Origin of the sequence: Tenacibaculum agarivorans (assembly GCF_001936575.1) — a bacterium.
Classification (GTDB): Bacteria; Bacteroidota; Bacteroidia; order Flavobacteriales; family Flavobacteriaceae; genus Polaribacter; species Polaribacter agarivorans.
Genome location: NZ_MSMP01000017.1, coordinates 68,456 through 81,762 on the forward strand (window position 1 = coordinate 68,456; position 13,307 = coordinate 81,762).

The following is a 13,307-nucleotide window of genomic DNA, read 5'->3' on the forward strand; positions in this document are numbered from 1 at the left end:
TTTACATTAGTGCTACAGGCTGTAATGTATGTTGCTTAATCCTTTTAAAGTATTCGCAGCTTGTTCTGCAGTTATATCTCGTTGTGGATTTGCAAACATCTCATATCCAACCATAAATTTTTTTACTTCAGCAGATCTTAATAAAGGAGGATAAAAAGACATATGGAAATGCCATTCAGGATGCTCTTTATCGGTTGGGCTTTGGTGTATTCCAGATGAATAAGGGAAAGAAGTTTCAAATAAATTATCGTATCTAACCGTAACTTCTTTGATTATTTCTGAAAAAGAATCAACCTCTTTTTTATTAAGTTGTTGTATGTTATTGTAATGCTGAATTGGCGCTATCATAACCTCGTATGGCCAAACGGCCCAGAAGGGAACTAAAGCAACAAAATGTTCATTCTTTGCAATAACACGTTCATTTAATGAGAGTTCTTTTTGAATATATGCGCTCAGTAAACTTTTACCAGTTTTTTTATAATACTTTGCCTGCTGTTCTTGTTTTTTTAATACGATCTCAGGTATGGAGCTTTGAGCCCATATTTGACCGTGAGGATGTGGATTACTGCACCCCATAATTGCTCCTTTATTTTCAAATATTTGAACATGGTTAATTCCTTCTTTTTTTCCCAATTCAACATATTCTTTTTTCCATAAATCAATAACTTTAGCAATATCCTCAATTTCCATTAAAGGTAAGGTAAGAGAATGATTAGGAGAAAAGCAAACAACTTTACAAATACCAGTTTCTGTTTTGGCTTTTAACATATCATCTTCATAAGTCTCTTCAACTATATCTTGTTGTAAAGCAGCAAAATCGTTGGTAAATACAAAAGTAGAATTATAATTAGGGTTCACTTCTCCATTTGCTCTAGTATTGCCCGGGCATAAATAACAATCTGGATCGTAATCAATCTTCGGTAAAACTGTAGGAGCGTCTTTTTTTCCTTGCCAAGGTCTCTTAGTTCTATGTGGAGAAACTAAAACCCATTCATCGGTTAAAATGTTATATCTTCTGTGTGACTGTTCGTTTATTTTCATAGTTATATTTTTACACCATCATCTATGTGAACTGCAATGGGCGTTAGGTCAATTGAAAATTCGTTTCGGTAAGCGTATGAAATTTCTTCAATTAAATTATCAACAAAATCTTTATGAATGATATTAATTGTGCAACCACCAAAACCACCTCCCATCATTCTAGCTCCTAAAATTTGATCGTATTTTTTAGAACAATCCACCAAGAAGTCAAGTTCGTTACAGCTAACCTCATATAGGTTACTGAGTCCTTCGTGAGACTTATATAAAAGTCCACCTAAAGCATCTAAATCATTTCGTTTTATAGCTTCTACAGCTTTCAATGTTCTTTGATTTTCTTTGGATACATAAAGAGCTCTATTATATATTTTTTCTGGAAGAAGATTTTTAAACTCTTTGATTATTTGAGGTTCAACATCACATAAATATTCATATTCATTGTATTTAGCTTTAATCGTTTCCATTGCGGTTTCACATTCGCTTCTCCTCACATTATATTCACTACTAGCTAAATTATGAGAAACATTTGTGTTCAATAAAACAAGTTTATAATCACCAAAGTCAACTTTTATAGTTTCATAATCGTTTGTTTTGCAGTTTAAAAGTAGTAAGTTGTTCTTTTCACCTTTAACCACAGCAAATTGATCCATAATTCCACATTTAGTTCCAACCATAGTGTGCTCAGCATCTTTTGAGAGATTTATGATTTCAATATCAGTTAAACCAATAATAAAAAGTTCATTAAGTCCTTTGGCTATACCACATTCTAAAGCGGCTGAAGAACTAACACCAGATCCCAAAGGAAGATTACTATCAATGTAACAATCAAAACCTTTAACAGATTTAGGCTTAAGTATGTTTATATAATAAATAACACCTATTATGTAGTTGTGCCATTCTATAGTACTTCGATTTAAGTTAGATAGATCAATGGTAAATTGACTATCAATGTTTTTAGAGTAAACAGTAGCACTGTTTGTATTATTTTTTTTAAATTTAAGAGTGATTTTTTTGTCAATTGCACCAGGCAATACATGTCCACCGTTATAATCTACATGCTCACCAATTAGATTGATTCTACCTGGAGATTTTACCACGAGATCATAAGAATCATTTTTGTTCATAATTAAAAAATTTGCACCAAGATGTGTAAAAGTAAATATAGAAATGTAGAATATTACAGATATGAATATTTAACTAGACAAAAACTAGACAAAGTTCTATTAATCTACTAGTAAATAGTGGACAATATCTTTTTGTAGATTTTTTTGGAACCTGTTTTATCACTATTATTGTTTTATACGAATAACTTTTTCAAAAGAATTTTTAAATGATGTCTAAATTATTACGTGGAGTATTTTCTCTGTTTTTGATTCTACTTTCAAACTTCAATGAATTATATAGTCAAGATAAAAAAGCAGATGAAATTTATGAAAGAGCAATGAAAATTCGTCTGGAAAATCCAGATAGTGCTATTTATTTATTCAACAAAAGTTACAAAAAGTTTATGCAAGAAAAAGATACTGTAAAAGCCATTTACAGTATTTTAAATGAAAGTGAAGTGTATGAAAACAATGCAAAGTATGCAAAATCATATGAGATACTTTGGCAAGCAGTAATCATGTTAGATAATTCTAAAAGAGAAAGCTTAAAATCTGTTTTATATCATAGATTAGGTAGAATTTTTTCATATCATAAGAGAGAAAAAGAATCTGTTGAATATTTAAATAAAGCACTAAATATTCAAAAGGATATCATGAAAAAAAATAATTCATCAAAAGTTGTTTTAGTACCTTATTATTATTCTTTGGTTTCTACCTACAGAGAATTGGATAATGACAAACTTACCAAAGCTTACTTAGATAGTTGTTACATGTATTATAATGAAAAAGAATCTTTGGTAGCTAAACCTTTTATCGATTTTGAAAAAGCATGTCAATTCATTAAGACAGACAGCAAGGAAGCGATTAGTTTGTTTGATGAACTTTATCCTTGGTTCAAAAGTAATTATCCAACATATTTAGTTTTATTTAATAAATACAAGGGCGATGCGTACTTTCAAATATCTAATTATAAAGAAAGTGAAAAATGTTACCTTGATGCGTTAGAAATTTCAAAAAAATATAATAGTCATGTTGATTTTACTGCACTTATATATCAACAATTGGCTAAGTTATATGCTAAAAAAGGGGATTATAAACTTGCTTTTGATAATTTGACTAAAGAAAAAACATTAGATCAAACTGTTTTTGATATTAGAAGCGAACGAAATCAAAATCATATTGAGATAAAGAATGAGTATCTAATTGAAAAACAAAAACAAAGTCAGTTATTACAAGAACAATATTTAAAACAATTAGAACAGGAAGATAAAATTAAAAATTTACAAAGAATTGTTTTATTGATTTCTATTGTGTTCATTTTGGCTATCGGTTTTTCCTATGTGAAACGTTTACGATATAAGCATTATTCTGAAAGGAAAATGCTGGAAATGAGTAAAGAACTAGAGATAAAAAAGAAAAATGAAATGCTAGATTTAAAAAACAAAGAGCTAGCAACTTCAGCATTACAAATTATTGAAAAAGATGAATTATTAAAAATGTTAAAAGGTAAAATAGAAGCCTCAAAAACTGATAAATCAAAGGTTCAAGAAATCAATAATGCGCTGCGTACCATATCAGTGAGTAATAATAAGAATTGGGAAGAGTTTAAACTTAGGTTTGTTGATGTGAATAAAGAATTTTATGACAAGGTTTTTGAACGTTTTCCTAATTTAAGTCAAGGAGATCAAAAAATATGCGCCTTAATAAAACTAAACTTTTCTAGTAAGGATATGGCAAAACTTTTAGGAATCTCTGTTGAATCAGTACATACTTCTAGGCATAGAATTCGAAAAAAAATGAACCTTGATAGAAGTATAAATCTAGAGGATTTTATCAATTCAATTTAACTGTGTTTTTACATAAATAGCCATACTTTTTAGGGTGCTTTTAGATTTTTCATAGAAAGAAAATCTTAATTTTATTGTGTTTTATTTAAGGATATAGTAAATAATTAAAAGTTTTTTTAGGATTTTTTCATCAATAAAAAGCTGAAAAACCTTAATTTAAAATAAACAACAGTCCTTTTGTTGTCTTTTAAGACTATTATAAGTGATGTGTTTTTTACTTTGTTTTTTTAATGGTTAAACAGCTGTAACACTCAGTAAATAAAGCTAAAACGCTATTTTGACACAAGAGTTCTCAAGCTCTCTAGAAGGCTTGTAAAGTTTTTGTCAAGTGGCTTTATTTATCACTTCATAGCCTTTTCTTCTATTTTTAACTCACTCAATTTGCGTATCATTTTTAAGATGTATTTACTGTTGTGATACGTAATTGAAAACAAGCAGTTAAATAATTACAAGGAGATATAAATCTCTACAGCAAATCAAATTTTAAATAAATGAAAGCAACTCTTTACGAGGGAAATAAAGTCTTGTCTTTAATTGATAAAGAAGTAGAAGAGCCAAAAGCCGATGAAGTAAGAATTAAGGTAGCATATGCAGGAGTGTGTGGTACAGATATGCATATTTATCATGGAATGATGGACAAACGTGTAGATATTCCTTTAACTATTGGTCACGAAATGTCTGGAACTATTGATGCCATTGGCGAAAAAGTAACCGATTACAAAGTAGGAGATAAAGTTGTCGTAAGACCTTTAGACGATAGGTTAGCAAAACCATCAGATAAAGGATTTAATCACATTTGTGAAGAGTTAAAATTCATAGGAATAGATAGTCCTGGAGCTATGCAACAATATTGGAATGTTCCAGCATTTACACTTCATAAACTTCCAGAAACTACAGATTTAAAACTAGCCGCTTTAGTAGAACCTTTATCAGTAGCAACACATGATGTACGCATGAGCGAATTACAGCCAGGTGAATTTGCGGTAGTGCTGGGCGGAGGTCCAATAGGAATGCTAATTGCTTTGGTGGCAAAAGAAATGGGAGCGAATGTAATTATCTCAGAAGTTAATGAAAGCAGAATTACTAAGGCAAAAGAAATGGGATTGGAAGCAGTAAGTCCTGTTGAAACAGATTTAGTATCGTATGTAAGAGAAAAAACGGATGGAAGATTGGCTGATGTTGTTTTTGAAGTTGCCGGTGTACAACCAACTTTGGATATCATGACAGAAATAGCAGGTATTCGAGGTAGAATTGTAATGGTGGCAATACATGGTCAACCAAAGCCAGTAAACTTATTTAAATTCTTCTGGAAAGAATTAAAATTAATCGGAGCTAGAGTATATGAAGAAGAAGACTATGAAAGATCAATTCAATTAATTAACGAAAATAATTTACCGTTTTCAGAAATGATTACAGATGTACAGTCATTATCTGAAATTCAGAAAATTTTTGAAAGTATTGATGAGAATCCTAATGGAATGAAAACATTAATCGATTGTCAATCTATATAAAAGTATAAAATACTCATGGGAATATTAAACAAGTTTAGTTTAGAAGGTAAAACCGCTCTTGTAACCGGTTGTAAAAGAGGAATTGGAAAAGCAATGGCAGTTGCATTAGCAGAAGCGGGTGCAAATATTATTGGTGTTTCGGCTTCTTTAGAATTAAGTGGAAGTGATGTAGAAAAAGAAGTTACCGCTACAGGTAAATCTTTTAAAGCATATCAGTGTGATTTTGGAGATAGAAAAGCATTGTATGCGTTTATAAAGCAAGTAAAAGAAGAATATGCTAAAGTAGATATTTTAGTAAATAATGCAGGGACTATTTTACGAGCACCAGCAGTTGAACACTCAGATGAATATTGGGATAAAGTTATTGAAATCAATCAATCTGCTCAATTTATTTTAACTAGAGAATTTGGAAAAGAAATGGTAAAAAGAGAAGAAGGAAAGATCATTTTCACTGCTTCATTACTAACCTTCCAAGGAGGAATTACAGTTCCTGGATACGCTGCGAGTAAAGGAGCGGTAGGTCAGTTAACTATGGCTTTTGCAAACGAGTGGGCTGGAAAAGGTGTGAATGTAAATGCAATAGCACCAGGTTATATCTCAACAGATAATACTGAAGCCTTAAGAAATAATCCAGAAAGAGCAACTTCTATTTTATCTAGAATACCAGCAGGAAGATGGGGTCAGCCTGAAGACTTTGCAGGGCCAGTAGTATTCTTAGCCTCAAAAGCATCAGACTATATGAGTGGTTCTGTAACGCTTGTAGACGGTGGTTGGATGGGAAGATAAACTAAACGTAAAACAAGGAAATTATGTCAGCAATTAAAGAATATAAATTATTTATAGGTGGAGAGTGGAAAAGCTCTACATCTGGAGAAACTATAGATGTGGTTTGTCCTTCAACAGAAGAAATCGTTGCAAAAGTTCAAAATGGAACAGCAAAAGAAGCTATTGAAACATTAGAAGTAGCTGAAAAAGCACAAAAGGAATGGAGAAAGCTTCCTGCTCGTACCAGAGGAGAATACCTATATAAACTAGCTGATGAAATAGATGCAAATTCAGAAGATTTAGCTAAGTTATTAGTAAATGAACAAGGGAAACTACTTAAAGTAGCTAAAATGGAAGTAGCTGTAACGGCGTCTTTTATTAGATATGCTGCTGAAGGAGCAAGACGAATTGAAGGAGACATTATTCCTTCAGACAATCCTAATGAGCAAATCTGGATTCAAAAAATACCAAGAGGAGTTGTAGTGGCTATCACAGCTTGGAATTTCCCATTAGCATTAGCAGGTAGAAAATTAGGACCTGCATTAGTAGCAGGAAATACTATTGTAATTAAACCTACTTCTGAAACACCTTTAGCAACTTTAGAGTTAGGAAACTTAGCTAATAAAGTTGGTATACCAGCAGGTGTAATTAATATCTTAACAGGACCAGGTAGAGCTATGGGTAATGCTTTGGTTGAAAGTTCTATTACTAAAATGGTTACCATGACGGGTTCTACACCTGTAGGACAGCAAATAGCTAGGAATGCTGCACAAAATTTAACTCATGTACAATTAGAACTGGGAGGTAAAGCTCCATTTATTGTATTTGAAGATGCAGATATAGATGCAGCAGTAGATGCAGCACTACATTCTAGATTTGATAATTGTGGACAAGTATGTACTTGTAATGAAAGAATGTATGTACATGAAGGAATTTATGACGAGTTCATGGATAAATTCATTGCAAAAGTAAAAAGCCTTAAAGTTGGAGATCCAATGTTAGAGGATACGGATATGGGGCCAAAAGTAAATGCTTCTGAATTAAAAAATATGGAGCATTTAGTTGAGATAAGTTTACAAGAAGGAGCAACATTAGCAACAGGAGGTAAACGCCCAGAAGGAGCACAGTTTGAAAAAGGTTTTTGGTTTGAACCTACAGTACTTACTAATGTTACCCAAGAAATGACTATTGTTCATGAAGAATCTTTCGGACCAATTTTACCGGTGCTACAGTTCAGCACTTTCGAAGAAGTAATTACGTATGCTAACGATTGTGATTATGGTTTAGCGGCTATGGTATTTACTAATGATATCAGTACGATTATGAAATGTAATGAAGAACTTGAATTCGGTGAAATTTATGTGAATCGTGGTCACGGTGAACAGCACCAAGGTTTTCATAATGGATATAAGTTATCAGGTTCAGGTGGAGAAGATGGGAAGTATGGTTTTGAACAATACTTAGAGAAGAAAACTTTTTATGTAAGACATAAAGCATAGCTTTTATGAGTACAACAATAAAAAATGTAGCCGTACAGCTATTTGAAGTACCATTACCAGAAGTGCTTTCAGATGCAAAGCATGGCGATCACTATCATTTCGAATTGGTAACAGTAACAATTACTTTAGAAGATGGTAGTGAAGGAACAGGGTATACGTACACTGGAGGAAAAGGAGGCTATGCCATAAAAGCTATGATAGAACACGATTTTACCAACGTACTCGTAGGTAAAGATGGTACTGATGTAGAAGGAATATATGAGTTTTTAGAATGGCATATTCATTATGTAGGTAGAGGTGGAATAGCTTCATTTGCTATCTCTGCTGTAGATATAGCATTATGGGATATTCGTTGTAAAAAAGCGGATAAACCATTATGGCAAATGGCTGGAGGAGTAGCTAATACTTGTAAGGCATATTGTGGGGGTATCGATTTAATGTTTCCTATAGAAAAGTTATTGAAAAATATGGATGATTATATATCTAGAGGTTTCAATGCAGTAAAAATTAAAATAGGAAAAGAAAATCTAGATGAAGATATAGAACGAATAAAAGCGGTTAGAGAACACATAGGCCCTGATGTTACTTTTATGGTAGATGCTAATTACTCTATGACTAGAGAAAAAGCTATTGAAGCTATAGAACGCTTTAAGCAATATGATATAACATGGTTTGAAGAACCTATTATTCCAGATGATTATAAAGGTTATGGAGAAATTGTAGATCAAACAAATTTCCCTTTAGCTATGGGAGAAAACTTACATACGATCCATGAATTTGAATACGCTATGGATCAAGCCAAGCTATCTTTTATACAACCAGATGCTTCAAACTGTGGAGGTGTTACGGGTTGGCTAGCTGCAGCAAAGTTGGCAAAAGAAAATGGAATTCCTGTATGCTCTCATGGAATGCAAGAGTTACATGTAAGTTTAGTTTCTGCACAATCCAATGCTGGATGGTTAGAAGTGCATAGTTTTCCTATAGATGAATATACAAAAAGACCTTTAGTAGTCGAGAATTTTAAAGCTGTAGCGCCAGATGCTCCTGGAACTGGAGTTGAGTTTGATTGGCAAAAACTACAGCCATTTAAAAAGTAAAAAGTAGATGAATAATAATATAACAGACGAACAATTAGACTTTTTAGGAATAACTAACAAGGATAAATTAAGTGCTGCCAGTAAAAGGGCACTAAAATGGCCTATTGATTTAGGAAATGATTGGTTCTTTGAATATGAAGTTGAAAACTTAAAAGGAGATTTAGCCTACGAAGAAGGTGTGGTAAGACGAGATCCAAGTGCTATGATAAAGCACGATGAAAAATACTTTGTTTGGTATTCTAAATCAGTAGGACCAACAGATGGTTTTGCTGGAGATATAGAAAAAGAGAAGGTATTTCCTTGGGATAGATGTGATCTTTGGTACGCAACCTCTTATGATGGTATTACATGGAAAGAAGAAGGTGTAGCAGTAAAAAGAGGTGATAAAGGTGCTTATGATGATAGATCAGTATTTACTCCTGAGATCATGGAGCATGAAGGAATGTATTATCTCGTATATCAAACTGTAAAATCACCATATGATGTGCGGGTTAAAAACCAAGTAGGTTTAGCTTGGTCTAATTCTCCACACGGACCATGGACAAAATCAGAAGAACCAATTTTAAGTCCAGCAAATAATGGAGTTTGGAAAGGTGAGGCTGATAACCGTTTTATGGTAGAAAAGAAAGGAGATTTTGATAGCCATAAAGTACACGATCCATGCATAATTCCATATAACAATAAGTTCTATTTGTATTATAAAGGGGAGCAAATGGGTGAAGCAATCACATTCGGTGGACGCCAAATCAGACATGGTGTTGCTATTGCCGATGATCCAAAAGGACCTTATATAAAATCAGAGTATAACCCTATATCAAATAGTGGACATGAAATTTGTGTTTGGAAATATAAAGGAGGTATTGCATCATTAATTACTACAGATGGACCAGAGAAAAACACAGTGCAATGGGCGGCAGATGGAATCAATTTCGATATTAAAGCAGTGGTAAAAGGTGCACCGCACGCAATAGGTTTGAATAGAACTGCAGATATCGAAAGGGAACCTTGTGAAATTCTTCGTTGGGGATTAACTCACGAATATATGAACGATGATTATCAATATATCAGAAGGTTTACAACTTGGAAAATGAAACATCATACAGCTAAAGGAGAAAGAGGAGAATAAATGAAGAAAGTAGTAGCATTTGGTGAAATCTTATTACGATTATCACCTCCAGGATATTTAAGATTTTCTCAAACAAATAGCTTTGATATTCAGTTTGGTGGAGGAGAAGCTAATGTAGCAGTCTCCCTAGCAAATTATGGAGTTCCTGTAGATTTTATAACCAGAATTCCAGATAATGATATAGCACAATGTGCACTTATGGAATTGCGTAAAAGAGGTGTGGGTACTAATAATATCATTTTTGGAGGTGATAGATTAGGTATTTATTTCCTAGAAAATGGTGCAGTAAGCAGGGGAAGCAAAGTGGTATATGACAGAGAAAACTCTGCCATGTCTCAAATAACTCCTGGAATGGTTGATTGGGATACTGTATTAGAAGGAGTAGAATGGTTTCACTGGTGTGGAATTACACCTGCTATTTCTAGAAGTGCTGCCGATGCTTGTTTAGAAGCTGTGAAAGCTGCATCTGCTAAAGGCATTACAATTTCAACAGATTTTAATTATCGAGCTAAACTTTGGAAATATTGCGATCATGAAACCAGACAAGAAATCATGACTGAATTAACATCATATAGTAATGTCATTCTAGGAAGTGAATATGATGCAAAAATGTTTTTCAATATAACACCAAAAGATTCTACCTCAGAATTAGGTAAAAAAGAAAGGAAACAAGAAGAGTTTGTATCAGTATGTGACCAAATCATGCAAAAATTTCCATCAATACAAAAAATTATCAAAACCCTTAGAGGCTCAATATCGGCTTCACATAATACTTGGGGAGGGATTTTATATGATGGAAAAAAGATATATGAATCGCCACAATATGAAATAACAGATATTGTAGATAGGGTCGGAGGAGGAGACTCTTTTATGGGAGCATTAATCTATGTGTTATTAGAAAACAAAAACGATAATCAAAAGGCATTAAACTTTGCTATTGCTGCATCTTGTTTAAAACATACCATAAAAGGTGATGTGAATTTAATGAGTGTGGAAGAGGTCGAAAAGTTAATGTACGGTGATGCTTCTGGAAGAGTATCAAGATAAAAACGTAGAGAAGTGGCAAAATATTCAAGAATAGAAGTAGCAAATGCAATGATAGAAACCGGGTTAGTGCCTCTTTTTTATCATGAAGATGTTGATTTAAGTAAGCAAGTACTAAAAGCATGTTATGATGGAGGTGCGCGTTTATTAGAATTTACGAGTAGAGGTGATTTTGCACACCAAGTATTTGAAGAGTTAAATAAATATGCTCTAGAAAATTTACCAGGTATGATCTTAGGAGTAGGATCTGTAACTGATGCTGGAGCAGCTTCTTTATACATGGCTTTAGGCGCTAATTTTATAGTAACGCCAGTACTAAGAGAAGATATAGCTATAGCCTGCAATAGGAGGAAAGTATTATGGTCACCTGGTTGTGCTAGTTTAACAGAAATTGCTAAGGCTGAAGAGTTAGGATGTGAAATTGTAAAGCTTTTTCCTGGGGGTATTTACGGACCAAATTTTGTGAAGGCTGTGAAAGCTCCACAACCTTGGACTATGATTATGCCTACTGGAGGAGTTTCTACCGATAAAGAAAATCTTGAAGCTTGGTTTAATGCTGGAGTTACCTGTGTTGGAGTAGGTTCTAAGTTAATTTCTAAGGAAATCATTAAGAATAAAGATTTTAAAAAACTGCAAGAAAATGTAAGTAAAACAATCAACATCATTAAAGAATTAAAACAAACAACCTAAACTAAAAAAGAATATGTCTAGTAAACAATTATACATCATCCGTATAGCCACAATTGTAGCTTTGGGAGGATTCCTTTTAGGATTTGATGCCTCTGTAATTTCAGGAGTGGTAAAATTCATTGAACCTGAATTCAATTTAACAAAACTACAATTAGGTTGGGCAGTAAGCTCTATAACTCTTACAGCAGCACTTGGTATGCTAATCGCAGGACCAATGAGCGATACGTATGGAAGAAGAAGGCTGCTTAAATATGCGGCATTATTGTTTACAATTTCTGCTATAGGATCAGCAGTAGCAGGAAACTTCTTTTGGTTAATTATTTTTAGATTAATTGGAGGTTTAGCCGTAGGCTCGTCTTTGATTATAGCTCCGATGTATATTGCTGAAATAGCACCTGCAGAAAAAAGAGGACAGTTAGTATCTATCAACCAACTGAATATTGTGTTAGGTATTTCAATTGCTTTTTTTACCAATTATTTGATTTTAAAATGGGGAGAGCTTGACGTAAGTTGGGTACAATCTCTAGGATTAAAAGAATGGAATTGGAGATGGATGTTAGGGATTGAAGCGTTACCGGCTATTCTGTATTTCTTTGGTTTATTTATGGTACCTAGAAGTCCTAGATGGTTAATAATTCAAGATAGAAAAGAAGAAGCATTACAGGTAATTGAAAAGGTAATATCAAAAGAAGAAGCGAAAGATCAAGTTGAAGAAGTTGCTCAAAGTATTTTAGAAGATAAAAACAAAGAGAAATCAAAAATTTCAGACTTGTTTAGCAAATCTATGCGTAAAGTAATTGTCATCGGTTTAATAGTTGGGATTTTTCAACAAATCGTTGGAATTAATGCAGTCTTATTTTATGCTCCAATGATTTTTGAACAAACAGGTATTGGAACAGATGCTTCTTTTGTTCAAGCGGTGTTAGTTGGTTTTACTAATCTTTTATTTACAGTAGTAGCTATTTTTACTATAGATAAGTTCGGAAGAAAACCACTATTAATTATTGGTATGGCAGGTATAGCTGTATGTTTATTTTTATTAAGCTATGGGTTTAACTCTGCAACATACTCATTAAGTGCAGAAGCAATACAGAACTTACCAGAAACAGTACAGAAAGAAAAATTAGCATCCATTCAAGATAAAGTGTTCAATAATGATTTAGAGTTTAAAAAGGTAGTTTCTTCTTTATTAGGTGAAAAAGAATTTGCATCAGTAGAAGGAGCTATTGCAAGTTCAGGAACACATATGAACACAATCTTAATTCTAATAGGAATTATTGGTTTTGTAGGTTCTTTTGCAATGTCAATTGGTCCAGTAATGTGGGTGTTGTTTTCAGAATTATTCCCGAATAAAATTAGAGGATTAGCAATTTCATTTGTCGGGTTAATTAATCTTGGAGTGTCATTTCTAGTGCAGTTATTGTTCCCTTGGCAATTATCTGCATTAGGAAGTACAAAAACGTTTTTAATCTATGGCGTTTTTGCAGTAATAGGATTTGCCTTTGTTTGGTTTAAAGTTCCAGAAACAAAAGGAAAATCGTTGGAAGAATTAGAAGAAATTCTAGTAAAACACTAAACATAACTCTT

The 13,307-nt window shown here is 33.0% G+C and carries 11 protein-coding genes; 9 read left to right on the forward strand and 2 right to left on the reverse strand.

Features of this window, described 5'->3' with window-relative positions; genetic code table 11:
- Nucleotides 1-12: 12 nt before the first annotated feature.
- Complete coding sequence (locus tag BVC87_RS13850; protein ID WP_075342986.1) at nucleotides 13-1,041, reverse strand: UDP-glucose--hexose-1-phosphate uridylyltransferase; 1,029 nt, start codon at nucleotides 1,039-1,041, stop codon at nucleotides 13-15.
- 2 nt (nucleotides 1,042-1,043) lie between these two features.
- Nucleotides 1,044-2,162: a galactokinase gene (gene galK, locus BVC87_RS13855; RefSeq protein WP_075342987.1), complete on the reverse strand. Its 1,119-nt coding sequence runs from the start codon at nucleotides 2,160-2,162 to the stop codon at nucleotides 1,044-1,046.
- Between the two features lie 206 nt (nucleotides 2,163-2,368).
- Between galK and BVC87_RS13860 the strand changes: the two genes are divergently transcribed.
- The 9 genes from BVC87_RS13860 to BVC87_RS13900 all read left to right on the forward strand — a co-directional run bounded on the left by BVC87_RS13860 (nucleotide 2,369) and on the right by BVC87_RS13900 (nucleotide 13,296).
- Nucleotides 2,369-3,988 (forward strand): tetratricopeptide repeat protein, encoded by a 1,620-nt coding sequence (locus BVC87_RS13860; RefSeq protein ID WP_143569785.1) that lies wholly within the window; start codon nucleotides 2,369-2,371, stop codon nucleotides 3,986-3,988.
- A 491-nt stretch (nucleotides 3,989-4,479) separates the two neighbouring features.
- Entirely contained in the window at nucleotides 4,480-5,499 is a 1,020-nt protein-coding gene (locus BVC87_RS13865; protein WP_075342989.1) for a zinc-dependent alcohol dehydrogenase, read from the forward strand.
- 21 nt (nucleotides 5,500-5,520) lie between these two features.
- The gene (locus BVC87_RS13870) at nucleotides 5,521-6,285 is read left to right on the forward strand and encodes an SDR family NAD(P)-dependent oxidoreductase (RefSeq protein ID WP_200799194.1); all 765 of its coding nucleotides are present in this window, start codon (nucleotides 5,521-5,523) and stop codon (nucleotides 6,283-6,285) included.
- Nucleotides 6,286-6,308: 23 nt separating this feature from the next.
- Nucleotides 6,309-7,763 (forward strand): aldehyde dehydrogenase, encoded by a 1,455-nt coding sequence (gene aldA / locus BVC87_RS13875; RefSeq protein WP_075342991.1) that lies wholly within the window; start codon nucleotides 6,309-6,311, stop codon nucleotides 7,761-7,763.
- Between the two features lie 5 nt (nucleotides 7,764-7,768).
- Nucleotides 7,769-8,860 (forward strand): mandelate racemase/muconate lactonizing enzyme family protein, encoded by a 1,092-nt coding sequence (locus tag BVC87_RS13880; RefSeq protein ID WP_075342992.1) that lies wholly within the window; start codon nucleotides 7,769-7,771, stop codon nucleotides 8,858-8,860.
- 7 nt (nucleotides 8,861-8,867) lie between these two features.
- Complete coding sequence (locus BVC87_RS13885) at nucleotides 8,868-9,986, forward strand: glycoside hydrolase family 117 protein (RefSeq protein WP_075342993.1); 1,119 nt, start codon at nucleotides 8,868-8,870, stop codon at nucleotides 9,984-9,986.
- Nucleotides 9,987-11,033 carry a sugar kinase gene (locus BVC87_RS13890; RefSeq protein ID WP_075342994.1) on the forward strand — a complete coding sequence of 349 codons (1,047 nt, stop codon included), beginning with the start codon at nucleotides 9,987-9,989 and terminating at the stop codon, nucleotides 11,031-11,033.
- A gap of 12 nt (nucleotides 11,034-11,045) precedes the next feature.
- Nucleotides 11,046-11,720 (forward strand): bifunctional 4-hydroxy-2-oxoglutarate aldolase/2-dehydro-3-deoxy-phosphogluconate aldolase, encoded by a 675-nt coding sequence (locus BVC87_RS13895; protein ID WP_075342995.1) that lies wholly within the window; start codon nucleotides 11,046-11,048, stop codon nucleotides 11,718-11,720.
- 13 nt (nucleotides 11,721-11,733) lie between these two features.
- On the forward strand, nucleotides 11,734-13,296 hold the full coding sequence (locus tag BVC87_RS13900; RefSeq protein WP_075342996.1) for a sugar porter family MFS transporter: 1,563 nt from the start codon (nucleotides 11,734-11,736) through the stop codon (nucleotides 13,294-13,296).
- The last annotated feature ends 11 nt before the right edge of the window (nucleotides 13,297-13,307 follow it).

Coding starts and splice junctions, on each gene's coding strand:
- BVC87_RS13850 (WP_075342986.1), bottom strand. CDS start 1,041: ATGAAAATAAACGAACAGTCACACAGAAGATATAACATTTTAACCGAT.
- galK (WP_075342987.1), bottom strand. CDS start 2,162: ATGAACAAAAATGATTCTTATGATCTCGTGGTAAAATCTCCAGGTAGA.
- BVC87_RS13860 (WP_143569785.1), top strand. CDS start 2,369: ATGATGTCTAAATTATTACGTGGAGTATTTTCTCTGTTTTTGATTCTA.
- BVC87_RS13865 (WP_075342989.1), top strand. CDS start 4,480: ATGAAAGCAACTCTTTACGAGGGAAATAAAGTCTTGTCTTTAATTGAT.
- aldA (WP_075342991.1), top strand. CDS start 6,309: ATGTCAGCAATTAAAGAATATAAATTATTTATAGGTGGAGAGTGGAAA.
- BVC87_RS13880 (WP_075342992.1), top strand. CDS start 7,769: ATGAGTACAACAATAAAAAATGTAGCCGTACAGCTATTTGAAGTACCA.
- BVC87_RS13885 (WP_075342993.1), top strand. CDS start 8,868: ATGAATAATAATATAACAGACGAACAATTAGACTTTTTAGGAATAACT.
- BVC87_RS13890 (WP_075342994.1), top strand. CDS start 9,987: ATGAAGAAAGTAGTAGCATTTGGTGAAATCTTATTACGATTATCACCT.
- BVC87_RS13900 (WP_075342996.1), top strand. CDS start 11,734: ATGTCTAGTAAACAATTATACATCATCCGTATAGCCACAATTGTAGCT.